20 protein-coding genes are annotated in these 26,133 nt (G+C 42.1%); 18 read left to right on the top strand and 2 right to left on the bottom strand.

The window, feature by feature from the left end:
* Positions 1-237, bottom strand: coding sequence for a helix-turn-helix domain-containing protein (locus G587_RS0106730; RefSeq protein ID WP_026491608.1), 237 nt, complete (start codon positions 235-237; stop codon positions 1-3).
* Between the two features lie 229 nt (positions 238-466).
* Between G587_RS0106730 and G587_RS0106725 the strand changes: the two genes are divergently transcribed.
* A complete protein-coding gene (locus G587_RS0106725; protein ID WP_026491607.1) occupies positions 467-1,393 on the top strand; it encodes a hypothetical protein in 927 nt (308 codons plus the stop codon).
* Between the two features lie 66 nt (positions 1,394-1,459).
* Here the strand turns inward: G587_RS0106725 and G587_RS0106720 are convergent, their stop codons facing one another.
* Complete coding sequence (locus G587_RS0106720; RefSeq protein WP_026491606.1) at positions 1,460-1,705, bottom strand: helix-turn-helix domain-containing protein; 246 nt, start codon at positions 1,703-1,705, stop codon at positions 1,460-1,462.
* A 152-nt stretch (positions 1,706-1,857) separates the two neighbouring features.
* Here G587_RS0106720 and G587_RS24250 point away from each other — a divergent pair, with 152 nt between their 5' ends.
* The 17 genes from G587_RS24250 to rffA all read left to right on the top strand — a co-directional run bounded on the left by G587_RS24250 (position 1,858) and on the right by rffA (position 26,105).
* Complete coding sequence (locus G587_RS24250; protein WP_051200837.1) at positions 1,858-4,995, top strand: leucine-rich repeat protein; 3,138 nt, start codon at positions 1,858-1,860, stop codon at positions 4,993-4,995.
* A 127-nt stretch (positions 4,996-5,122) separates the two neighbouring features.
* Positions 5,123-5,533 carry a helix-turn-helix transcriptional regulator gene (locus tag G587_RS24245; RefSeq protein WP_051200834.1) on the top strand — a complete coding sequence of 137 codons (411 nt, stop codon included), beginning with the start codon at positions 5,123-5,125 and terminating at the stop codon, positions 5,531-5,533.
* 76 nt (positions 5,534-5,609) lie between these two features.
* Positions 5,610-5,816, top strand: a complete 207-nt coding sequence (locus G587_RS26835) for an AAA family ATPase (protein WP_442855754.1) — start codon at positions 5,610-5,612, stop codon at positions 5,814-5,816.
* Between the two features lie 154 nt (positions 5,817-5,970).
* A complete protein-coding gene (pseF, locus tag G587_RS0106700) occupies positions 5,971-6,675 on the top strand; it encodes a pseudaminic acid cytidylyltransferase (protein WP_026491605.1) in 705 nt (234 codons plus the stop codon).
* 10 nt (positions 6,676-6,685) lie between these two features.
* Positions 6,686-7,723 carry a pseudaminic acid synthase gene (gene pseI, locus G587_RS0106695; protein ID WP_026491604.1) on the top strand — a complete coding sequence of 346 codons (1,038 nt, stop codon included), beginning with the start codon at positions 6,686-6,688 and terminating at the stop codon, positions 7,721-7,723.
* Entirely contained in the window at positions 7,716-8,891 is a 1,176-nt protein-coding gene (locus G587_RS0106690) for a PseG/SpsG family protein (RefSeq protein WP_026491603.1), read from the top strand. Before pseI ends, G587_RS0106690 begins: the two co-directional genes overlap by 8 nt.
* A 6-nt stretch (positions 8,892-8,897) precedes the next feature.
* Positions 8,898-10,148, top strand: a complete 1,251-nt coding sequence (locus G587_RS0106685; RefSeq protein ID WP_026491602.1) for an ATP-grasp domain-containing protein — start codon at positions 8,898-8,900, stop codon at positions 10,146-10,148.
* 112 nt (positions 10,149-10,260) lie between these two features.
* On the top strand, positions 10,261-12,771 hold the full coding sequence (locus tag G587_RS0106680) for an MMPL family transporter (RefSeq protein WP_242830044.1): 2,511 nt from the start codon (positions 10,261-10,263) through the stop codon (positions 12,769-12,771).
* Positions 12,772-12,773: 2 nt separating this feature from the next.
* Positions 12,774-16,439, top strand: a complete 3,666-nt coding sequence (locus G587_RS0106675) for a hypothetical protein (RefSeq protein ID WP_026491600.1) — start codon at positions 12,774-12,776, stop codon at positions 16,437-16,439.
* A 21-nt stretch (positions 16,440-16,460) separates the two neighbouring features.
* Complete coding sequence (locus tag G587_RS0106670; protein ID WP_026491599.1) at positions 16,461-17,462, top strand: hypothetical protein; 1,002 nt, start codon at positions 16,461-16,463, stop codon at positions 17,460-17,462.
* A gap of 66 nt (positions 17,463-17,528) precedes the next feature.
* Positions 17,529-18,749 (top strand): hypothetical protein, encoded by a 1,221-nt coding sequence (locus G587_RS0106665; RefSeq protein ID WP_155829446.1) that lies wholly within the window; start codon positions 17,529-17,531, stop codon positions 18,747-18,749.
* A gap of 25 nt (positions 18,750-18,774) precedes the next feature.
* On the top strand, positions 18,775-19,827 hold the full coding sequence (locus G587_RS0106660; protein ID WP_026491597.1) for a glycosyltransferase family 2 protein: 1,053 nt from the start codon (positions 18,775-18,777) through the stop codon (positions 19,825-19,827).
* 1 nt (position 19,828) lies between these two features.
* Positions 19,829-20,953 carry a glycosyltransferase family 52 gene (locus tag G587_RS0106655; RefSeq protein ID WP_026491596.1) on the top strand — a complete coding sequence of 375 codons (1,125 nt, stop codon included), beginning with the start codon at positions 19,829-19,831 and terminating at the stop codon, positions 20,951-20,953.
* 7 nt (positions 20,954-20,960) lie between these two features.
* Positions 20,961-22,712 carry an ABC transporter ATP-binding protein gene (locus tag G587_RS0106650; protein WP_026491595.1) on the top strand — a complete coding sequence of 584 codons (1,752 nt, stop codon included), beginning with the start codon at positions 20,961-20,963 and terminating at the stop codon, positions 22,710-22,712.
* Positions 22,713-22,723: 11 nt separating this feature from the next.
* Entirely contained in the window at positions 22,724-24,484 is a 1,761-nt protein-coding gene (locus G587_RS0106645; protein ID WP_026491594.1) for a hypothetical protein, read from the top strand.
* A gap of 22 nt (positions 24,485-24,506) precedes the next feature.
* On the top strand, positions 24,507-24,965 hold the full coding sequence (locus G587_RS0106640) for a GtrA family protein (protein WP_026491593.1): 459 nt from the start codon (positions 24,507-24,509) through the stop codon (positions 24,963-24,965).
* 3 nt (positions 24,966-24,968) lie between these two features.
* Positions 24,969-26,105 carry a dTDP-4-amino-4,6-dideoxygalactose transaminase gene (rffA, locus tag G587_RS0106635; RefSeq protein WP_026491592.1) on the top strand — a complete coding sequence of 379 codons (1,137 nt, stop codon included), beginning with the start codon at positions 24,969-24,971 and terminating at the stop codon, positions 26,103-26,105.
* The last annotated feature ends 28 nt before the right edge of the window (positions 26,106-26,133 follow it).

The raw sequence follows: 26,133 nt of genomic DNA, 5'->3' as shown, positions 1-26,133 counted from the left end.
TCAACTAAGAAACCATGTCACTTCTTTTTCCAGTATCTGTGAAAACATCATCAGTTCGTAATCTGCAACGAATCTGGTGCCAATCTCAATGCGGCTTATTGAATCGCGCTCCAATGTAATTCCCTTTGCCTGCATTTCTTCAGCAAGCTCAAGCTGTGATAACTTCTTGGCCTTTCTTGCTTCCTTTAGGCGCATGCCACAAATGTTCTTTTTTCCTTGGAAATCGTAAATTTTCATGATAAGAAATCTCCCCTTAAAAATAGTCAAAGAGAAGGTATCATTTTTATTAGCAAAAAAAGTGCTAATGATAAGAATGTTTAGATTTAATAAAAAATTAATAAATGGATATTAAGAAAGATTTAAGGACTTGTTCGAACAATTGTTCCGAACATATGTTAGAATATTTCCATAGTGATTATTCCTAATTGATCACTATGGAAATATTGTGAGGAGATTGATCAGAGTTATGGAAGAAATAAGTAAGTATGAGGCAATAACTTATGAGCAGGCAAAGAAAAAAATTGAGGATATGACGCTTGTAAATAACTTTTTGTTTAATAGCGTTATGGAGAATCCTGCTACTGCGAAGAAGGTCGCCAGCATAATCATTTCTACAATCGTTGGACATGAAGTAATAATTAAGGGAGCGGTTGGAGAGAAAGTATTAACAGGGATTGATAATGGGATGCATGGTGTCAGATTCGATGCACTTATAGCAGCAGAGGCAGACGGAAGTGCGACATCAGACGTTGCCTATGATGTTGAAGTAGAGGACAGAGCAGCAGATAGAACGGGGATTCCCAGGAGACAGAGGTTTTATTCATCTATGGTGGATTCGAAGCTATTGGAAAGCAACACTCCGTATGAAAAACTACTGGACTATGTTTCTATTACGGTTCTTTCATATGATCCATTTGGTGTAGGAGACATGTATTATGAGGCGAAAACCGTGCTGACCAGCCATCCGGATTTGTGCTATGATGATGGTAGAGTGAATTATTTCTTTTACGGCAAAGGAAAAGATAATTTGCCACCTGACAAGTTTAACGGAAAGGCAGTTGCGGATCTTGTGAGGTATATTGTTACGGGGAATAAGCCTACACAGCCTCTCAGCTCTCTTTTAGAGCTTGATGGTATCGTTAGTTCCGTGAAGAAGAAATCGGAGGTGACCAAGAGCTATATGAAAGAATGGGATAGACAAAGGATTCATGATATAGAACTTACCGAACAGGTTACAAAAGAAGTGACTTCAGAGATACAGGATGTATATAATTGGCTTTACTCAGAGAATAGAGTGGATGATATTGGAAAGGCGTCAACGGATCCTGGATATTATCAAAAAGTGCTTAAAGAGTATAAAGAATTTAAATTGTTAGTAAATAATAAAAACTAACAAAGCTTTCAAAAACTTAATGGTTTATTATGTAAAGACGGATTATGCCATGTGTGGTGTAATCCGTTAATTTTTGCCTGTAAGCAGCCAGTTGATGCTACATTCCAGCAATTCTGCAATGCATTTTAGCTCGAAGTCTGAAACAAACCGGGAACCATTCTCGATTCGGCTAAGTGAAATCTGATCCATGAATATTCCCCTTGTCTGAATCTGTGCCGCAAGCTCAGTCTGGGTGAGCTTTTTGGCCTTTCTGACGGCTTTAATTCTTTCACCACAAATGTTCTTTTTTCCGTTATATTCATAAATTTTCATAACGTGTCCTTTCAATTTATAAAAAATATGTTAATAATCAGAATCTTGTATTGACACTAACATTTTTTCGAGCATAAAATATGCTAAAGATAAGAATTTTCAAAAAATTATCTTTTTAACGAAAAATTTTTTTATGAAGGGAGAATGACAACATGAGGAAAAACAAGAAGTTATGGTCGTATGCTCTTGCTGGAGCACTGGCTGTAAGTAACCTGAGTGGAGTAGTCGCGGCTCCGTTTACGGCGATAGTGGCGCAAGCAGAAGGTGAAACGACTGCGGGAGTCAATGAGATGGGAACACTGTCTGCTGCAAATAGGGTAAAAAATATACCAACAAGAGAGCTGTTCGCAAAAAATGATGCGTTAAGTGGAAATGGTAAAAATGGTCTTACACTTACATCTACAGTTACTTATACAGATTCGATTACAGAAACTGTTTTAGCGCCAAAGGCTACTGTTTCTATAAAAGATGAGACGGGTAAAGATGCAACTGGGTTCGCGATCGATGATAATACTTTCTCAAATGATGTAGATAGTAGTAAAAAGAGTAGTACTGTAAGTGGTACCATAGCTGTTGTTACCGGTCAGGGGACGACTGCGAAAGCAGGATCCTATGTTGCTACAGTGGACTTGAAAGATCAAAATAATAAAGTTATTGCAACTCAGTCATATGCATTTAACGTAGTTGGAATAGGTGATGATTTTGCAGTTACCAATCCGGACGGAGATTCAATAAATGCGGAATCAAAAGATTATGCTGAGCTTGACGTTGGCGATGATGCAACTATAATCTTGTGGAATGATGGGGCTCCGGTAGAAAAGAACATTACTTGGGCCGCAAAAGCTGGAGATGATGAATTTATTACAGTTAGCAGTAATGGTAAGGTGACTGGTAAGAAACAGACAAATATGACTGAAGCTCAGACTCCAGCACCTGTACCTGCGATGGCTGTTGGAACATGGAAAATGAATGCCGACCTGTCTTTGGCTGCTACTCAAAGCTTTGTGGTTGCTGATGATCAGGAGCCGATAGTTCCCGCTGAAATCGCATTAGCGGTTGATGGACGGTCTGTAGTAATTAATGAACATAAAGCATCGGCGGAAATGGAAGAAGGTGCAACATCCGTATTTAGCATGACATACGGTGAATCAAATGTAAATGTTGCATGGGAAAGTCTTGATGAGTCTGTTATAGAAGTTGGATCAAATGGCAGTATAACAGCTCTGAAGGCAGGAACAGCTGGTGTTAAGGGCTCATATTCTTATGTAGATGCAAATACTAAAAAAACAGTAAATGAGACAATTACAGTAAATGTAACTGTAACTGCTATTCCTGAAAAAGAAGCAGCATATTTTGTTGGAAGTAAAACAAAAACAACAGCCGATATTGTTCAGGGTGAATCACTTAAAGTTACTTATACATATACAGATGGCTCAAAGATTCCAGGCACAATTACATGGAAAGTAACAGGAAATGAAAAGGTTACTGTTAATAATGGTAATATCTCTGTAGCTGCTGATGCAAAAAAGGACAGCACAGCAAATATCTATGCATTAGTCGATGGAGAAAGCGTTGGCGTTCCTTTCGTAGTAACTGTAAAAGAAAAGACAGCGGTTGAAGATAAATATGCGCTTTCTGCAGATAAGCCTACTCTATACTTCGGACAGAGTGCAACAATTACTAGAAAAAAGAATGGAACAGCTTCATCTGAAGGAACTCTTGAACTTTCAGGAGAACACAAAGCATACTTTACACTTAGTGGTAATACTGTTAAGGCTACAAAGGCTACTACTGGTGAAATAAAAGTTAATGTAATTTGGAAGATTGATAATGAGCAGGTTGGTGAGCCGGCAGAAATCACACTTAATGCAGATAAATATGAGGTTACAATCAATAGCAAGGGTGTAGATATTCAAGATGGAGAGACTGCTGCTACAAAGGAAATCACAACAGCAGAAGTAGGTGAGACATATCAGATAGTCGCAGCCATGGGTAATACAGATCTCACAAGTAAGATGACATGGACATCTACAAAGCCTGATTATGTGTCTGTTACTGGTGGTTTGGCTACAGCCCTTAAGGTTTCAAAGGGTGTTAAGGTTAAGGGTGAATACACAGAAAATACAGTTGTTTATTCAGTTGAAGTTACTTTCGCTTCAATTAAAGAAAATTCTGGTGCTCTTGAAGCAGCAGAAACAGCTCTTCAGAATGCAGATGAAGCTACAACCAATGCTGAGAGTGCAAGTAAAGCAGCAGACGAGGCTGTAGCAGCAGCAAACAAGGCAAAAGATGATCCCACAGCTGAGAATCTTAAGGCAGCAGATGATGCTCTTACACAGGCACAGACAGATCTTAAAGCAGCTCAGGATGCCCTTGAAGCAGCTAATACTGCATTGAAAGAAGCTAAAGCAGCAGGTGCAAAATCTGATGAGGCAGATGCAGCTGTAAAAGCAGCAGAAAGAGCTGTAGAAACAGCAGAAGGAAAAGTAGAAGCCGCAGAAAAAGCAGTTGCTTTTGCTGAGAACACATTCGAAGAGCTTGCACCTGAAGTTGAGAAGATTAGACTTAAGGAAGCAGCTATTGCAGAAGCAGAAGCTGCAGCAGATGCAGCACTGGCAAATCCTACAGACGAAACAATTAAGAAAGCAAATGATGCAGTAGCAGCAGCGAAGAGTAAGGATGCTACAGATGCTGAACTTAAGGCTGCAACAGATAAGATTGCACAGGCTGTAGAAGCTAAGAAGACGGCTGATGAGGAAGCTAAGAAGAAGGCTGACGAAGAAGCTAAGAAGAAGGCTGAAGAAGAGGCTAAGGCAGCTGACGGTTCAGCTAAGGATACTCCTGCAGCAGCAGGCACAGAGCTCGTTGATGCAAACGGCAACAAGACTGGCTTCAAGGTAACTGATGCAAACGCAAGCGCACCCGAAGTTGAGTACGAAGGACCTTCAGATAAGAATGCAACAAAGGCTGACATCCCTGAGACATATACAGACCTTTCAGGTAATGTATACAAGGTAGTTGGTATCGATGCTAGAGCATTCAAGGATACTAAGGTTAAGACAGTTACTATCAGAAAGAACATCAAGAGAATCGATCCTAAGGCTTTCGAAAAGAGTAAGGTTAAGAACGTTAAGATTAAGGGAACCAAGCTCACAAAGAAGATGGCTAAGTCCTTCAAGAAGCTTAAGAAGGGTGGAAAGATTAAGTGCTCAGGTAGTCACAAGAAGAAGAATAAGGAAATCCTTAACAACCTTAGTACTGTAAAGAACGGAAAGACAAAGGTTAAGTAATTGCCATTCATAGGAAAACCTTCACATGAGGTTACCTCATGTAAGATTACTTTTCTTCAATCACTTTTAGAAGGAGCGGGCTATGCCCGCTCCTTCGCTGTAAATAAAACGAAAGAGAAGGCATGTTATGTTTGATATCTTAGGCAGAATAACAGAACTTAGAAATGAGAGAGGGTGGTCTGTATACCGTCTTGCGAAAAACGCTAAAATCCCTCAATCCTCCATGGCAACCTGGTATAATAAAGAGCTTGCACCTCCAATGGAAGCCATAGAAAAAATGTGCATGGCTTTTGGAATAACACTCGCAGAATTTTTTGAAGAAAAACATACTGATAACGCAGAAACATTACTGGCAAAGCACAGGAAACTGGCAGATTTATCCCAGGAAGAGCTCGCCAAAAGGGCAGGAATTTCTGTAGAGTCAATATGCGCCTATGAACAAGGAAAACGCGACATCTCCCGCGCGCAGTACAGGATAGTTAAGCGTCTGGCAAGCGTACTTGAATGTAATGCTGATGACATAGTAGAGAATTCTTAACACTGTGTCATAATTCATGCAGTTTAACAATTCCACTGAAGTTTAAAACGATTTGTGGTAGCATATATATTGAACAGTGTGGATTAGGATTGTTCGGATTACCAGACCACGCAGATTTGGGAAGACTCTTATGATGAGTATGATGGAGAATTTTTTTAGCATACGGAAGGACAGCAAGGGTATTTTTGAGGGGCTTGCCATAACGGAGTATGAGCAAATTCTCTGCTATGGGGCTGCTTTTTTTCAAAAACAGGCTAAAGTAAAGCTTTTAAGAGTTTTTTAAGTGTAGTATAATTTGTTAGAATTATGCTTTGAAAAGAGGTAAACAATGAATAACGATAAAACGGAATCCCTGCAATTTGCGGGGGTTCGCCCGTTAGGGACAAAAATAAGAAGCCTATTTCTTTCCTTCCGGGAAGCTGGCAGATGAGGGCTTTATGAGCGCGATAGCAATAATAACAGCACGCGGTGGCAGCAAACGAATCCCGCGTAAAAATATAAAAATATTTAACGGCAAACCGATAATAAATTATTCGATAGAAGCAGCCCTGCAATCAGGCATCTTTGATGAAGTCATGGTATCTACAGATGATGAAGAGATAGCCGAGATATCCAGGGCAGCAGGAGCCAGTGTTCCTTTCTTCAGATCAGCAGAGACTTCCACGGACACTGCTACCACAGCAGACGTTCTCCTGGAGGTTCTGGACAGATACGAAGAGAAGGGACAATCCTTCGAATATGGATGCTGCATTTATCCCACAGCTCCCTTTGTTACTGCAAGGAAGCTTAAGGAGGCCATGGATGAGCTTGTGAAATCAGGTGCTGAGTCCATTGTTCCAATGCAGGAGTTTTCCTATCCGCCACAGAGAGGACTGTTCATTGATGATAAGGGACTTGTGAAGATGCTTCATCCTGAGTATGCAACTACAAGAAGCCAGGATCTTCAGAAACAGTACCACGAATGTGGACAGTTCTATATTTTCAGAAATGATGCCTTCAGAATTCAGAAGGATACCACTATGGAAAGGTCCATACCGTATATCATTGATCCGGTGGAGTCGCAGGATATAGATAATGAGAGCGACTGGCTGCTGGCTGAACTAAAGTACAGATTCCTTACTGAGCAGGGAATACTGAAGTAAATGAGGTTTTATGAAATTAAAAGAATGTCTTAAAAACAACAGAGCATATATGATCGCTGAGATGAGTGCCAATCACGGTGGCTCTCTTGAAAATGCCCTTAAGATAGTTGAGGCCGCTGCCAAGTCAGGAGCTGACTGTCTTAAGACACAGACCTATACTGCGGATACCATCACTATTGATTGTGATGCCGAGGCCTTTAAGATTCACGGTGGCCTATGGGACGGATATAATCTCCACGACCTTTATAAGGAAGCCTATACTCCTTGGGAGTGGATGGAGCCTATAAAGAAAAAATGTGAGGAGTGCGGAATAGATTTTCTTTCTACTCCTTTTGACACAACATCTGTTGATTATCTTGAAAACATCGGGGAGGAATTCTACAAGATAGCATCCTTTGAGCTTGTGGATATTCCGCTTATCAAATATATTGCGAGAACCGGTAAACCCATCATCATGTCTACCGGAATGGGCTCAGAGGAAGAGATTCAGGAGGCCATTGATGCCATAAGATCCGAGGGTAATAATGACATTATCATTCTGAAATGCTGTAGCGTTTATCCTACAGTTTCAGCGGATCTGAACCTTAGAACTATTCCTGATATGCGAGAAAAGTTCAAGGTGCCGGTTGGTCTTTCCGATCATTCGATGGGTGGAACCGCTGCCATTGCAGCTGCTGCACTTGGTGCTGTTGTTATTGAAAAGCATTTCTGTTTGAGCAGAGATCTTCCTTCAGCTGATTCAGCATTTTCTATGGAGCCTGCTGAATTTGCAGATATGGTCAAGGGTGTTCATGATGCAGAGCTTGCTCTCGGTCAGATTTTCTATGGACCGACAGAGGCTGAGGCAGGTGAATACACCAACCGCAGATCTCTTTTTGTGGTAGAGGATATGGAGGAAGGCGAAGTTTTCACAGATAAAAATGTTCGCAGTATCCGCTCTTACAACATTCAGGGAATGAAGCCAAAGCACTACGATGAGGTGCTTGGAAGAAAAGCAAAACAGAAGCTAACTCGTGGAACACCGCTGGATTGGAGTAGCATTGAATAAAATAGCAATTCGTGTGGATGCAAATGAAATAGTAGCGACGGGGCATATTATGCGCTGCAGGACGATAGCCGGAAGCCTGCAGCAAATGGGATGCTCTGTCGTTTTTGTGTCTGCGGACAATAATATAGTCCCATATATACAGGACGAATATCCCTTTCATGTTCTTGAAAGTAACTGGCGAAAAATGGAGGAGGAAATTATTGTTCTCCTTGATTTTCTGCATGAAGAGGAGATAGACAGAATCCTTGTTGACAGCTACTATGCGACACCTGAATATATACGGATACTGGAATCCAATGGAATCAGGACCATGTATGTGGATGACATGCAAAAGGAAGTATTTCCTGCAAGTGCGATATTAAACTACAGTCCGGGAGCGCCGGGACTTGGATATGAGGAATTCTACGGAGAGCTTTCTCCCAAATTCCTTCTTGGTACAAAGTATATTCCCATAAGGGAGCAGTTTGTCCAAAAGAGCAGGACCACTGAAGGATCCGGATTCATAAGCTCCGCTGAGAGATTCGGTACAGATGGTGAGCTTATAAAAAATATTGATCTTGTAGCCAATGAGAATAAGGAGGCCTTTGAGGGCGTCCACAGAACCTATGGCTATAAGACAGATGAGCTTAACAATATTTTCCTTACAACAGGTGGTGCTGACAGCATGGGCCTATCGGAAATAATAGCCTCTGCTATAATCAGGGATCCTGAGCTGCACTTTAAGGAAGACAGAAATAAGAAGATCCATCTGCTGGCAGGAAGATTCTACAGGGTAACTGAGAAGATCCAGCAGTATATAGAGGACGGTTATGTGGTGCTTCACCAGAACGTGTCTAATGTTGCGGACATCATGAGCAGCTGCGATGTTGCCATAACCCCGGCAGGCACAACACTTTATGAACTGTGCTCTGTAGGAGTGCTGTCCATAAGCTTTGTGTTTGCAGAAAACCAGGAGCCGGACGCTTTGTATTTTGCCAATCAGGGATATGTGCCCTATGCGGGGGATTTCAGAGATGATGTAAATGAAGCACTTACGGCGATACTGACTTATGTGGAAGAGGTTCAATCCATGGATACCACTGAGAGACTGGAGATATCTAACAGGCTTAAGAGGCTGATTGACGGTCAGGGAGCAGACAGAATAGCGGAAGTTTTGACGGAGATGTAAGGATTTATGGAAAAGATTTTTATACTTGGTGCAAGTGCACTTCAGGTACCTGCAATAAAAAAGGCTAAGGAGAAGGGGCTTTATGTATACACCCTTGACTACGATCCTGAGGCAGTCGGAATAAAAGACGCTGATGAATTTTTGTGCATCAGTACAATCGATAAGGAAGCGGTTCTTGAGGCTGCTAAGAAATACCAGCCGGATTATATAATCACTTCTACCAGCGATATGCCGGTCAGGACTGTTGCCTGGGTCAACGAGCAGCTTGGAAAGAAAAATGATATCTCCTATGAGAATTCCATTTGTGCAACTGACAAGGCTGCCATGAGAAGAAGAATGAAGGACTGCGGAGTACCTATTCCGGAGTTTCACGTGATTTTTGACAAGAAGGGATTTGAAGAGGCAAGGAAGGCGCTGGGAAGACGCTTTGTGTGTAAGCCTGCGGATAATGCAGCAAGCAGAGGCGTTGTTCTTGTTGATATGGATGAGCTTCAAATCCGCTTTGATGGAAATGAAGAAGAGATAAGCGAGGAGCTTATTGGAATATATTCTTACACAAAGGAATACTCAAGAAGCGGAGAGGTCCTTCTTGAAGAGTTTATGGAAGGTCCTGAGGTAAGCGTGGAGTCATTCACTGTTAACGGGGATACTCATATCATTACCATAACAGATAAAATGGTCACCGAAGTTCCTTTCTTTGTTGAGACAGGGCATACTGAGCCTTCCAGGCTTTCTGTCGGGGTTCAGGAGGATATCAGGAAAGTAGCCATGGCTGCAATAAAAGCCGTGGGTATCCAGAACGGACCTTCACATACAGAGATCAAAGTTACATCCACGGGAGCAAAGCTTGTTGAGATAGCAGCCCGTCTTGGAGGAGATTATATTACCTCCAGACTTGTTCCGCTTTCTACAGGTGTTGATCTTATAGACTGTTGTATCTCATCTACACTGGGCGACGATGTAAAGTGGCAGAACACAAAGAGTGAGGGCTCGGCTATAAGATTTTTGTATTCCGCAGAGGCAGAGGGCGAGCTTACGCCGGGTAGTGTTATCAAAGCTATCGAGGGCGTAGATGAAGCAGAGAAGCTGCCGGGAGTATCGGAAATATCCATATATAAATCTGCAGGAGATAGGGCAGTAAGTCTTAGAAATAGCGGTGACAGATGGGGACATGTCATTGCTACAGGTAAGGATGCGGATGAGGCTGCCGCCAATGCAGAAAAGGCTGCTACCAAAATTCGCTTTATTTTAGGGTGAAATGCGTGCTTAAATAACGAAAAATAATGATTTTTAGCGGTTTTTCAATACAAATTATGCTAAAATATAATCATTATAGCTGTATGAAAAGGTTTTGAGGGGGTAACTGAATATGGCTGAACGTAGTAAGGCATCTAAACCTATGGTTCAGGAAGAAGAGAGCAATTTCATGATAAAGGTTGCTACCTTTGTCGTTGATAGAAGAAACCTGTTCTTCCTTATCTTTGGAATAGTCATGATTTTCTGTGCGATAGCATCGGGGATGGTAAAGGTCGAGAATTCACTTCCGGCATATCTTCCCGACTCTTTTGAGACCAGTCGCGGTCTCGATCTCATGGAAGAACAATATACGACCTATGGCTCTGCTAAGATCATGGTGTCAAACATTGTATATAAAGATGCGGAAGTGCTGTCTGATAAGATCGCTGAGCGTGATGATATTACAATGGTTTCCTTTGATGAAACAGCAGATCATTATAACAATTTTTCTGCACTTTTTGATATTACCTTCAAGTATGAGGATACTGATGAGAGAGCTCTCGAAGGTCTTGCAGAGATCGAAGAGATGCTCGCTGATTACGATATTTTTGTCAGCACATCCATGGGTAACCAACAGGCTGATGCCATTGCAAAGGAGATGCAGGTTGTAAGTGCTCTGGTTGTGGTGATAGTTCTTGCGGTGCTGCTCATTACTTCACAGACCTATGCGGAGATACCGGTACTTCTCATCACATTTGGTGCAGCGGCCGTTATGTCAGCCGGTACTAACTTTATCCTTGGCACAATTTCTTTCGTGTCTGATTCCGTAACAATTGTATTACAACTTGCACTTTCTATAGACTACGCTGTTATTTTCTGTAACAGATATAAAGAAGAGCATGAAAGTCTTCCTATCAGGGAAGCTGATATTATTGCGCTCAGCAAAGCTATCCCTGAGATTTCATCAAGTTCACTTACAACAATCGGTGGTCTTGTGGCCATGATGTTCATGCAGTTCGGAATAGGTAGGGATATGGCTATCTGCCTTATCAAGGCGATCCTTCTCAGTCTTATTTCGGTATTCCTTCTTATGCCCGGACTTCTGATAATTTTCGGACCCTGGATGGACAAGACAAAGCACAAGAGCTTCGTTCCCAAGATTCCTTTTGTAGGAAAACTGGACTATAGTACAAGGTTCATCGTTCCCCCTGTATTTGTGGCGACCATCATCATCGCTTTTATGATTCAGAACAAGTGCCCCTTTGTATACGGCTATAGCGATATCGAAACACCTATAAAAAATGAAACACAGATTGCATCTGAGCTTATAAGTGAGACCTTTGGAGACAACAATTTTGTTGCGGTAAATATTCCTGCCGGAAACTACGAGAAGGAGAAAAGGCTTATACAGAGCTACCTTGAATGTCCTGAGGTTAAATCAGTACAGGGTCTTGCCAATATTGAGGCCATGGATGGTTATTGCCTTGCAGACAGGCTTACGGTCAGAGAGTTCTCAGAGCTGCTGGAGCTGGACTATGAGAAGGCTGAGCTTCTTTATATGGCTTATGCGGTAAACGACAAAAACTATGCAAAGCTTGTAAATGGTCTCTCAACCTATAGAGTGGCTCTTATTGACATGGTCATGTTTTTACATGACGAAGTCGAAGAGGGATATGTAACTCTTGAGGACAGCATGAAGGAAAAGCTTGATGATGCCTATGAGCAGATGAATATTGCCAAGAAACAGCTTCAGGGTGAGGACTACAGCAGAATACTTGTGTACTTAAATCTTCCTGAGGAGGGTGAAGAGACCTTCAAGTTCCTGGACAAGATGCACACAATAGCCAACAGGTATTATGACGGAGAGATTTTTATTATTGGCGAATCAACCAGCCAATATGACCTTCAAAAGACATTCTCAAGAGATAACACTGTTGTTACGGTAATCTCGATTCTGGCGGTGCTTGTTGTACTTCTGTTTACATTCAAATCAGCCGGAATGCCGGTGCTTCTGATATTGGTAATTGAGGGCGCGATCTGGATAAACTTTGCATTCCCTACAATTCAGCAGGACAATATCTTCTTCATGACATACCTGATCGTAAGCTCTATCCAGATGGGTGCGAATATTGACTACGCCATAGTTATATCCGGAAGATTCATGGAGCTTAAGGATAAGATGTCCCATGAGGATGCAATCATTGAGACCATGAACTTTGCATTCCCTACCATCATCACATCAGGTTCCATGCTTGCCCTTGCAGGTATTTCAATCGGTATGCTCACATCAGATGGTGCTATCTGCGGTATCGGTCAGTGCATCGGTAGAGGAACAATAATTTCAATTATTCTCGTTATGTTTGTACTTCCTCAGATTCTTCTGATTGGTGCTAAGATAATCGACAAGACCTCCTTCGAGGTTTCTGTTCCGCTTGTTATGGAGCGTGACAGAGGTCTTATGAGAATTGACGGAACTATCGAGGGTCAGATAAACGGAACCATCATTGGTGAGGTTCATGCTGTTGTAAGAGGTGATGTAAGAGCGTTTATTCAGAGTGGTAATGCCGAGAGATTGGATTCGACGCGGTTAAAGGCTGAGGATTTGGATAAACTCCTTAACTCTAATAAGAAAGGGGAGGTGTAATCATGAAAATGAAGACGCTAAAACTCGTTCTTAAAAACATAGCCGTATCTGCAGCAGCCGTATCATTGATCTTAAGCAGCTTTAATCTTGATGTTATTGCTGTAAATGATCTCGAATCTGATTTGCTGCGTGGTCTGGAAAACAGAGTAAGAAGCGACACGATAACAGGGCTCACAGAACGTAGTCAGAAGGAGAGCAGTGAGAGACTCGCAGACTCAGGAGAATCAGACGCCGACCAGAATAAAGAGGTTTCTTCCGGAGATGCAGAAGCCGAGGAAGTGATAGAGATAGTCTATGAAAATATCGATATTAATTCCCTTGCTGACTTTGTCGAATTTTCCAAGAACTGTAAGAGCGATTCCTGGTCCACAAATAAGATAGTTACCCTTCAGGAAGATATTGATATCTCAAATTCGAAATACGGAATGATTCCATATTTTGATGGAATCTTCAAGGGCAATAACCATGAGATTAGGGGTTATTCCAACATAAACGACAGCTATATTACCGGATTATTCCGATATGTCGGAGTGAACGGAATGGTTCAGGATCTGAAGGTTACAGGTGATATCCGCATGTCCGATGAACTGAAATATACAGGCGGAATCTGCGGTATGAATCTGGGTATTATCAAGAACTGTACCTACTCCGGACTTATTGAAGGTAATAACACTGTCGGTGCGATAGCGGCCATCAATGAAAATACGGGACTTATAAATTATTGCGTGAACGATGCACACGTTTCCGGATATTATTTCACAGGAGGAATAGTAGGAAAAAATTATGGTGTTGTATCCGGTTCAACCAATAACGCAAACATAAATGATAACGAAGAATGGGTTATAAAGGATGATGAAAAGGGCGAAAGCCTTATCCAATCCATTGCCTCCAATGAGGGAGAAGAGCGAATTATCCGTTCAGGAACAGATACGGGCGGAATCGCAGGATATTCAAAGGGCAGCATTGTACACTGCTCAAATAAAGGAAATATCGGCTACGCGCATGCAGGATATAACATCGGTGGAATCGTCGGAAGACAGATGGGTATTGTGTCCTATAGTACAAATACAGGCAAAATCAATGGACGTAAGGACATTGGCGGAATTGTCGGCCAGATGGAGCCTTACCTTGAGCCTGAGGACCTGCAGACACTTCCAGAAGCAGCCGACAGGCTCCATGACCTTGTGGAAAAGACGCTGGATGACATGGATGGTGGAGTGGATACCATATCTTCAGATGTGACGGATCTTACAACCTATGCCAATGGTGTTGTTGATGACGGAAGATCGCTTGCAGGTGAACTGACAACATCAATCAATGCAAATGTAACTGTGGCAAATGCAGCACTGGAGCGCTTTGAATACGTGCTTGAGAATGTCCCCGGTGTCATAGACCACATGGAAAGCGCATCGGATAAGATGTATTACTTCAATAATTCCCTGGCCAGGGCTATTGAAGCAATTGATGTTGACGATGATATATCCGGTGATGACAGAGACAAGATAGAGAACAGCGAAAATCAGATATATGATAAGCTCGCAGATGCCAATGAAAAGGCACAGAGGATACAGAGCATATCGAATGAGATAAATGATCTTCTCTATGAAAAGGATGAGAATGGCGATTATGTCTTCGATGAAAACGGAAACAGAAAACTTAGAGTTCTCACCGAAGAAGAAAGGAATCAGCTCAATTCTTACCTTGCGGATCTCCAGCAGATGACAGCAGAATCAGGCGGCAATGTATATGAGATGTTCGGTGATGTCTCCAATATTCTCGAGACCTATAAGCCCTATGCGCAGTCTGCAGAGGATGAGACACTTGGAGAAACTCAGAATGCAATAGCAGCTCTTCAGGATGCGGAAGGAGAACTCAAGGAGGCTGCAAAGGGAACAAGAAGCATTATTGATTATCTTAATTCTCAGGAAAAGCTGAGACTGACAGGTCTTAGCAGCCAGTGGGATGCAAGTCTTGATTCTCTTCATGACAACCTTAAGGGAATATCAGGATCTATAGAAAATATCAACCAGGACGGAAAAGCTACTTCACACACCTTGAACTCAAACCTTGAAGCTGTAAACGATCAGGTAAACGAAATATATCATATTCTCTCTGACAAGCTGGATATCATCTACAATGAAGATTCCGCAGTTTTCACAGATGTATCTGACGAGGAGATAGAGAACGCCAAAACCGGACGTGTGGATGGATCCTTAAATAAGGGAACGGTCAAGGGAGATATAAATATTGGCGGAATAGCCGGATCAATGGCTATAGATGATGAGGATCCTGAGGAAAATGCAGCCGGTAATCTCAATGTGGGAAGAGGTAGCAAATATACCCTAAAAAATATAATTTGTGAGTGCAAAAATGAGTCAACGGTAGAATCCAAGAAGGATGGTGCCGGACTTATAGTAGGATATATGGCTCAGGGTATCGTGACCTCTTGTGAGGGCTATGGCTTTGCCAAGAGCACGGAAGGAAATTATACAGGTGGAATAGCAGGCCAGTCGATGTCCATAATAAGGGACTGTGATTCGCTCTGCCTCCTCAATGGCAATAAATATGTTGGCGGAATAGCCGGATATGGAACGACAATTACAGGCTGTAACGCTATGATAACCTGGGATAATGAGCCGTCTGAGAGATATGGTTCAATTGCAGGTATAGTTAATACTGATTCAGAAACCAAGCGAACCAAACTCGATAATGTAAGGAATAACTATTTTGTTGAGAGTAAGATTGGTGGAATTGATGACATCAGTTATACAAAGAAAGCTGAGGCCATAAGCTATAAGACGCTGATCGCCCAGAAGAGAATCCCCAATGACTTCAGACATCTTAAGGTAATATTTGAGGTTGAAGATAAAAAGCTTGGCGAGCAGGAGCTTGCCTATGGAGATAGTCTTTCTAATCTTGATTTCCCTGAGGGAAAAACAAGGGATGGGTATTTCATTAAGTGGCCTGATGTTTCAAAGATAGTTATGGAAGGAAGTTATATTCTCACAGGAGAATATGTTCCAACCAATAAGTCCATAGTAAGTGAATCTGTCTTTGGAAATACAGGAAAGTATGTGGCAATCCTCGGCGGAAGCTATGGTGATGATGCTTATATTATCGCAGAACTCGTAGCAGATCCTGTTTATGAGACGGACAATCCCGCCTTCGAGAAGGGTGCAGTCGTCTACAGGATACAGGTTGATGAAGGCTCATACTCCCAGACAACAGACAGACGTATCAGACTTTATAATCCCTATAATAACGCTGAGGTTAAGATTTACAGGGATGGCAAGTGGGATGCTGTTTCATCAAAAGCCATAGGAAAGTATCTTGAGATCGAGCTTGAAAGTGAGGAAGCGATTTTTGCTATAGTACAGACCACTCCGCTGTTAACACGAATCCTGTATCTCGTAAGCCTTGTTGCGGTTGTTCTTTTAGTGTTGGCTATCGTCTACGCAGCTATAAAGAGGCGTGTAAAGAAAAATAATGCCAGAAATAGCGACAAGAATAAGATTGAGACGGATGAACCTACTTCTGAAAAGAATGAAGATTTACGGGATGAAAGGCAGGAAGAAGAACAGGATAATAAGCCGGAAGATAAACCCGAGAATAAGAGCAGCAAAAACTACTCAGGAAGAGGCAAAAAGAAGCGCCATAGAAGACATTAAAAAAGGCAAGAGGAATAGCTGATGAGAAAATTTGATCTTTTAAAAAAAGTAACATGTACGGCGATATTGGCAGTTTTGACGATGGCATGTCTTATTCCCGGAGAAAAGGCATCCGCAGCTTCATCTGTGATCATGCAGACAAAGCTTTCCACAAACAGTGCTACCGTTAACTGGTCCAAGGTGACCGGTGCTAAAGAATATTACCTGGGACTTGGGGAGACCAAGGACGAGGCTGATACAGCAGCTATGGAGCACAGGGTTGTAGAAGGCGCTGATAAGATCAATCACACCTTCACAGATTTAAAGCCCGGTATGAATTATTATCTGACCTTAAGATACCGTTACACAGGAGAGGATGGTGAAGCGGAAGCCAGGGCCGGCGGAGCAATGATAAAAACAATACCTGACAAGGTTACAGGAGTAACTCAGGCAAAGTGGTATACATCCAAAAAGAAAGTGTATATCACCTGGGAGGCTCAGACAGCTGGCTATTATAAGTATGTATTCATGAATAAGTCAGGTAAAAAGATCAAATCAGGCGAAGCTTTTACCAATTCCTATGACAGAACTATCGATAATGATAAGTGTTATTCCTTCAAGGTTAAGACTGTTGCCATAATAAACGGTAAAACCTACGAAGGAGCCTGGTCTGACCGCATATATCTTTTTGCGCAGCCCATGATTAAGTCATATAATTATGGCAACGATTTTGACCTGAAAATAGAGGGTGGAAAGCTAAAGCTTAATTGGGACAAGGTAAAATACGCAAACGGCGGATACAGAATCTATGTGTCAAAGAGTCGTGATAAGGGATATGTTCAGGTAGCCAGAGCCGGAAAAAATAAGAGCGGCGCTGTGGTTAAGAAATTTAAGGGCAGCTCCTATAAAAAGAACGGAACATACTATGTATATGTTCAGGGAATAAGGAAGTCCGGAGGACGAACCGGTACCAGCGGAATAGGCTATGTATGGTCGTATAAGAAGGGGACTGTAAGAAGAACCTATTATCACGGAAAATACTAAAACACTTCTGCACGGCTCCGGCGTTGCATCTGCCTATAAAAAGTTATAAAATCATGCGGTATATGTATGTCAGAAGTTTTGAAAAATGAGGTTAGAGGAATTATGTACGAGATCGGAAGTGAATTTAACTTTGAGAAAGCATCCAGGAGGCAGGATCTTGTGGCGTTGCTGTCTGAGACTGCACAGAATAATGACAGATACGCAGAATTTCTTAGATGTGGACGCGATGCCATAGGATTTGTAGCCGATGATATCATTGCTAAAAATAAAGATGAGATCCGAGTACTGATGCCGGCTCTGGCCTGTGATTCAATGGTAATACCCTTCGAAGTCAGGGGAATTAAGGTGGAGTATTATAAGCTCAGCCCTGAATTAACAGTGGATGAAGGTTATCTTACAGAGAAGATAAACAATATCGCAGGAGAAAAAATCACACCCGTTGTTTTGATAATGAACTTTTTTGGCTCAGCGGGCATTGCAAATGTTTCCAAAGCAATTAAGGATGCCTGCAGAGGCGCGATCATAATTGAGGATGTGACACATATTCTTCTGGAGCCTGAAAAATATATCGTAAAGGATATCCTTGCAGACTATCATGTTGGAAGCATTCGCAAGTGGCTTGGAGTGCCTGACGGTGCTGTTGCCATAAGCAGTACGGAATTCGTGATGGGAGCTTTGACCGGAGAAACAGATTTTACAGGACTTAGAACGGAAGCGCTTATTGAAAAATCCGAATACCTTGATAATGGAGATCAGGAATTAAAGGCACATTTCAGGAAGCTTTTATCTGATGCAGAGGATTCCTTAAGTGATGGACTTGATCCCTATCATATGTCAGATGTAAGTGCTGAATATTTAAGTGACCTTAATATTGAAAATATAAAAAACAGAAGACGTGCCAATTACAAAAATCTGTACAGACTTCTTAAGGAGGCTCCGCTTTTCGATAAGGCATACAGACTTCTTCCGGAGATACCTGCTAATGATGATGAGTACGAGTATACTCCGTTCATGCTTCCTATAGTGCTGGATATTGATTTTATGAAAAGAAGTGCCATCACTGATGAAGGAAAGAACATCACCCGTGATGGATTCGAGAGACGCCTTGCCAAGAGAGGTGTTTATGCTCCTGTTTTATGGCCTATATCAAAGGAAGCTGCTGACACCTGTGCCAATTCCGGCAGCTTTTCAGATAATATGCTGGCGTTCTGGATAGACCAGAGATATAGCCGCTTTGACATGGAGCGTGTGGCTGAGATTTTAAGAGACGAGCTCAGCAGACTATAAAGTAACGACTTGGAAAGATTATTATATGCGACTTAGTGTAATTGTGCCTGTTTACAATATGGCAGGCGACGATAAATTAAAGCATTGTCTCGATTCTCTGGTAGGACAGACTCTTCCTGACGGAGACATCGAGATTATTGCCGTTGATGACTGTTCAACGGATGATTCATTTGCGCTGATGCAGGATTATGAGAAGAATTATCCGGGAAGATTCGTGGCTATTCACAGTCCTGTTAATCATCATCAGGGCGGCGCCAAGAATATCGGTCTTGGACGGGCAAAGGGTGAGTGGCTCGGCTTTATCGATGCAGATGACTGGGTGGTTCCCGATTATTATGAGAGGCTCCTTAAAAAGGCAGAGGAAACCGGAGCTGATATGGTGGGCTGTGACTACAGTCTTGTGGATACTTACACATTTGAACCCGGACAGGTGGTTCACAACAACACCGCCGATCAGACAGGAACCATGGATGAGGAGAAGTACAGAAAGCTTCTTCTTGATACAGGAAGCCTGGTAGTTAAGATTTATAAGAGGAATATTGTGCTGGGTGACAGAACTCCGGATTCTGATGGTAAGATCAGTGTTTTTCCGGAGGACATTTTTTACGAGGACAATGCTGTCAGCAACACCTGGATGCTGAGAGTAAAGCATTTTGAATACATACAGGAACCCCTGTATTTCTATTATCAGCATGATGCTTCCACGGTGCATACTGTCTCCAAGAAAAATCTTGAGGACAGAATGGTAGCGGGAAGACAGATCCTTGCTGAAGCTAGGGAGAATGGATACCTCGAGAAATACAAGCCTGAGATAGAGTTTATGTACACAGTTCTTTTCTATGTAAATACTCTGTTTTCAGCCATGCCAAAACGCATGAGGATCGAGGACTGCTATAACTTTACGAAAAAAATGGGAATTGAAATGAAGGAGGCTTTTCCGGATTTTCAGGAGAATCCCTACTATAAAGAGAGAATCCACGCGGAAGAAAAGAAGCTTATCGGAATGCAGATGAAATCACATTTGCTGTTCTATGTATATTACAGACTTTTGTGGATGTATAGAGATTTAAGGAGTTAATTTGCACGAGAGAATTTATGTGTGCCACACCTTCTATCATGTTTATGTGGCATGCCTTAAGGAATTTCATATATTACATCAGACTCATATTGAAGGACAGGCAGCAGGTAAGGGAAGTGAAGCAGCCGGCAGAGCAACACTGGTTCTGTCCAGGATGAGTAACAAATTTGGAAGTATGGTGGACAGAGCAAGAGAATGCGGCCTTTTTGAGGAAGTTATTGAGTATGATGAAAAGGTTGATACATTTTTTCCTGAGCTTAAGCCTCTTCGTACAAACACCGGAAGCCTTCCAAAGAACATGCTGAACAGAATAAAGTTTTGCAGAAGATTTGCACAGCTGCAGGAGCCTTATGTTCCGGTGGACTTCACAAAATACAAGGACATATACGTATTCTGCGATTCGGACCCAATAGGCTACTATCTGAATTATAAGAAGATCAGATACCATGCTCTGGAGGACGGACTTAACTGTATTAAATACGGAGATCAGGCCCGCTATGACAACAACGGACACTTTAAGTTCAAGGCGTGGCTTGCTTCCACAGGCCTTATTTTTATACAGAACGGCTGGGGAAGATACTGCATAGACATGGAGGTCAATGACATATCAATCCTTGACTATCCGTGTCCCAAGTACATTGAGGTACCCCGCGAGCCTTTGGTAGAGGAGCTCACACAGTCCGATAAGGACCTTATGCTGAAGCTCTTTGTGGAAAATATGGACGAACTAAGGGATCAGCTTGAAAAGGGAAAGGATAAGCCAAGAGTACTTATTCTTTCAGAGCCTCTCTGTGACCTTGAGACAAGAGAGCGCCTTTTCAGGGATCTTGTTACAGAGTATGGAAGTCTTAATGGCAAAGAGGCCATCGTAATGATCAAACAGCATCCCAGAGACTACCTTGATTACAAGGCAAAGTTCCCGGATGTGATACTTCTTGCCGGAACATTTCCCATGGAAATGCTCAACTTTATCGATGGGCTAAAATTTGATAGACTAGTATCCGTATACACTGTGGTGGATTCAATAAAGTTTGTGGATGAGAAGCTCTTCCTTGGCGATGATTTTATGGACAAATATGAAGCGCCGGAGATTCACCGACTTAATGAACAGATAATAGATAACTAGGAGAAACATGAAAAAAATTTATCAGAAAATGATGGTGCTGCTTGATGCCCGTCAGAAGAAGCAGATGGTGCTTATAGTTTTAATGATGCTGCTGGGAGGTCTTCTTGAAACCCTGGGAATAGCTATTCTGCTTCCTGCAATGACAACGGTAATAGACCCGGATAAGGTATCTGAGAGTGAGAAACTTTCCATGGTTTATAACATTCTTGGATGCAACAGCATTACGCAGTTTGCAATAGTAATTTTTGTGGCGCTGATAGCGGTTTTTGTTATAAAGAATATCGTTCTGTTTTTCATAAATGTTGTACAGCTTAGATTTGTTTATACCAACCAGTTTGCGACTTCAAGACGCATGATGATCAATTTCATGCAAAGACCCTATGAGTATTATCTCAATGCGGACACCTCTGTTATTCAGAGAAATATCACTTCAGATGTAAACAATATGTACGGACTTATCTTAAGCTGTCTTCAGCTTATTTCAGAGGTTATTGTTTTTGCGTGTCTTGTTGTAATGCTTCTTTTTATAGATGCCAAAATGACAATATCTATAGCAGTTTTGCTTGGTACCGTGCTTCTTGTAATTAAGTTCATTATCAAGCCTATCATGGTCAAGGCAGGTCAGGATAACCAGGATTACTACAGCGGACTTTTCAAGTGGATAGAAGAGTCTGTTATGGGTATCAAGGAGATCAAGATTGCCAATAAGGAAAACTATTTCATAAACGGCTATGCGGATTGCGGTGCCGGTTATGTGCATGCAGTACAAAAATATAACCTTTACAATTCTACTCCCAGACTTCTTATTGAGACAATAAGCGTAGCCGGAATGGTTGGCTATATGCTGGTTGTGCTTATGAGGGGTGAGGCGCTTAAGGATATGATAGCCTTAGTCGGTGTTATGGGCGCGGCTGCCACAAGACTTATTCCAAGTGCCAACAGAATCAACAACTACCTTACATCAATAGCTTATTTTGAGCCGTTTTTCATGAATGTAAGTGACAATCTTCAGACAGAGATCAATGATTCAAGCATCTCCTATAAGGCTGAGGATTATATGAAAATGGGAGAGGTGGAAAAGCTCCCTGTTCATAAGACAATTGAGCTTAAAAACATCACCTACCGTTATCCCAATTCAGAGGCCTACGTCCTTAAGAATGCTGACATGGAGATTCCTGTTGGTAAGGCTATAGGTATCGTTGGAACTTCAGGTGCAGGTAAGACAACAATAGTTGATATCATGCTTGGACTTTTGAAGATAGAGACCGGAGAGATCCTTGCTGACGGTGTTGAAGTAAGAGAGCATTATCCGGAGTGGCTTAAGAACATCGGATACATTCCGCAGACAATTTTCATGCTGGATTCTACCATCAGGAAAAACGTGGCCTTCGGAGTTCCGGATAAGGATATAGATGACAACAAGGTCTGGGCAGCTCTTAAAGAGGCTCAGCTTGATGAATTTATCAGATCACTTCCTGAGGGTCTTGATACATCTATCGGTGAGAGAGGTATCAGATTATCAGGTGGTCAGAGACAGCGTATCGGTATTGCCAGAGCTTTATTTGAGGATCCCGAGGTGCTTGTGCTTGATGAGGCAACCAGTGCCCTTGATAACGAGACAGAGGCAGCTATCATGGATTCCATCAACAGACTCCATGGCAAGAAGACGCTTATAATAATCGCTCACAGGCTTCAGACAATTGAGAAATGCGACATCGTATACAGAGTTAACGGACAGAAAGTAACTCAGCAGAGGTGAGGGGAGAAACTATGATAACGCTTTGGACCATCAGGGATAAAGTATTCAGACTTAAAAAATATCAGGAACCCATGGAAAAATGGCTCTTTCCGATTATTCTGCTCTTTTATCCTCTGATCGGGGGGACCCAGGGAGTGGATATCACTGATACTACCTATAGCCTTGGCAATTATCAGTATGGTGATGTGCTTGACCCCATGTGGATGATCGCCACATATATTCCCAATGTACTGGGAAGACTTTTTATGGCACTTCCCGGTGGTGACACCATGCTTGGAATGAACATTTACTGTTCATTTATTATAAGTGCTACAGCACTTGTGGCTTATTACCTTCTTCAGAGATGGATGCCCGGCTGGATGACCTTTATCGGCGAGCTTATAGCTATTAACCTGTGCTGGTGTCCAAGAGTTATTCTGTATAACTATCTTACATATTTCTGTTTTACTACAGGTACGCTTCTTTTGATGCATGCGATGACAGACTATGAGCTTACAAGGTGGAAGTTCATTCTTGCAGGAGCGGTCCTGGGACTGTCTGTTATGGTGAGATTTCCTAATATCATGGAAGCTTCCATGATTCTTATTCTGTGGTACTACGAGACAATCCATAGGCGCGATTTTAAAGAGATTTTGAGAAAAACCGGTCTGTGCATACTTGGATATGCGATAGGCTTCCTTATTCCTTTTATAGCAATATGTATTAAATACGGCATGGCGGCATATCCGGGAATGATCACATCCTTATCAGAGATGTCCAAGGGTGCATCCGATTACACTGCTATAGGTATGCTTGGCGCGATATTGAGAGCCTGGTATACCAGCTTTGCACACATGGCTATTATGGTTCCCTGTATGATAATGGGAATTATAATGATGATGTTAAAACCGGGAAAGTATTACTGGATAAAGAGAATGCTCTATATCGCCGGTATTCTGGTGCTGTTCTACTACTATTACACCGATGGAGTATTCACAAGGAGCTATCATTATTATGACTCCATGTTTGAGCCTGCAATGATGTTTCTTATTTGCGGGGCATGCTTCTTTATAGTAGGCGTGACCAGAAGGATTCACGGACAGGCATCGGAGAGAAGCCTTTGTCTTGCATCTCTTCTTATAATGATAATTACTCCTCTTGGAAGTAATAATTACACCTATCCTCTTTTGAACAATCTTTTCATAGTTGCTCCGTTTATTATGTGGATGTTCAGAAGAATGAGACAGGCAGCAGGACCAAGCGAACTGAACTTCTCCTGGAAGGCAGTTTATATGGCTATTCTTGTGCTGTTATTTGTTCAGGGTTCACTTTTCCACTTAAAGTACAGCTTTGTTGATGGAACTGACGGAACAAAGAGGGCTTCCCTTGTTGGAACCAAGGACCTTCCCAAGGCAGCAGGGATGTTTACTACAGAGTACAATGCTGAGACACTCTCTGAGCTCCATGAAGCTATTACTGATTATGATCTGGAGGATAAAAAGCTCCTTCAGTTTGGAAAAGCACCGGGACTTTCATATCTTCTTGATATGGAGCCTGCTATTTTCACAACATGGCCCGACCTTGATTCCAATACAACAGAGAAATTTGCGGATGCTCTGTCAGGGTTTGAGGGCTGCAATCCTGAAGATTTACCTGTTGTGATCATCAATCCTGATTTTGAGGGAGAGGTGCTTGCAGAGGAAAAATATGACCTTTTATTGGACTTCCTCGAGACTTGGAAGTATAATAGTGTCTTTGATAATGATCGCTTTTTAGTTTTTGCGATCGAATGATTTGTTTTAGGAAGAGGAAGTTATGAATAATTTAATGCAGCAGATAATGAAGTTTGGACTGGTGGGCGTATTTTGCTTTTTTGTAGACTACTTTATTTACATTGGAGCAAACCTTGTTTTTGAAAATGTCGGTATTGCAGCCGCTTTTCCCAAGTACTACCTCGTATCTGCTCTTATCGGTTTCACTGTTTCAGTAGTAGTTAACTATATTCTTAGTTTTAAGTTTGTATTTGTACGTCGCGATGACATGAGCAGGAAGAAGGAATTTGTGATATTCCTTATCCTCAGCATCATCGGCCTTGGTGTTAACGAGCTATGCCTGTTTGTGGGAATCGACCTTATTTATATGCACTGGGCATGGCTTAAGGGTATAATGAGTGAAGGCTTTGCTAAGAATATTTTCTTTAAATTCGGTGCTACAGGCGTAGTTATGGTATACAATTTTATTACTCGCAAAATTTTCTTGGAACAGAAGGACTAAACTATGAGAATAAACTTTAATGTGCCTCCCTATACCGGGAAGGAAATGGATTATATCAAGGATTGTGTGGAGAACCAGAAGATCTGCGGTGATGGTGAATACACCAAGAAAGATAATGAATGGTTCGAGAAAAAGACAGGGGTAAGCAAGTGTCTTCTTACTACCTCCTGCACCCACGCTACAGAGATGTCTGCAATCCTTGCAGGAATAAAAGAGGGTGATGAGGTAATCATGCCTTCATATACATTCGTATCAACTGCCAATGCATTTGTGCTCCGCGGAGCCAAGGTTGTATTTGTGGATATCCGTCCCGATACGATGAATATCGATGAGAACCTTATCGAGGCTGCCATTACAGAGAAGACAAGAGCTATCGTTCCCATGCACTATGCAGGTGTTGGCTGCGAGATGGATACCATCATGGATATCGCAAAGCGCCATAACCTTTTTGTTATTGAGGATGCTGCCCAGGGTGTGATGAGTACCTACAAGGGTAAGGCACTTGGCTCAATCGGTGACTTTGGTAATTACAGCTTCCATGAGACCAAGAACTACAGCATGGGTGAGGGCGGAGCCCTCCTTCTTAGAGATGAGACCTATGTGAATGATGCGATAATCGTAAGAGAGAAGGGGACAAATAGAACCCTTTATCAGCTCGGTAAGGTTGATAAGTACACCTGGCTTCAGCCCGGATCATCTTACCTTCCCAGCGATATGAACGCTGCATATCTTTATGCGCAGCTTCAGGTTGCTGACGAGATCAATGATGCCAGAATGGCACATTACAACAGATATTATGATGCCTTTAAGGATATGGAGGAGGCAGGTCTTATAGAGCTTCCCTATGTTCCTTCAGAGTGTCAGCACAATGCGCACATGTTCTACATTAAGTGTAAGGACTTTGAGGAGAGAGAGGGTCTTATCAAGCATCTTAAGGCCAATGATATCCTCCCTGCTTCGCATTATGTTCCGCTTCACACTTCAACTGCAGGACTTAAGTACAGCAGATTCAACGGTGAGGATAAGTACACAACCAAGGAGAGCTTACGACTTCTTAGACTTCCTATGTACTACAGTCTTACTGATGAGGATCTCGATGAAGTAGTTATGCGCGTCAAGGAGTATTACAAGGCTAATTAAACAAATAACACTACGATAGATAATTTGT

This window comes from Butyrivibrio sp. XPD2002, assembly GCF_000423945.1.
Classification (GTDB): domain Bacteria; phylum Bacillota; class Clostridia; order Lachnospirales; family Lachnospiraceae; genus Butyrivibrio.
Note: the sequence above shows the minus strand (reverse complement) of the source record. Positions and strands in the feature narration are given on the sequence as shown.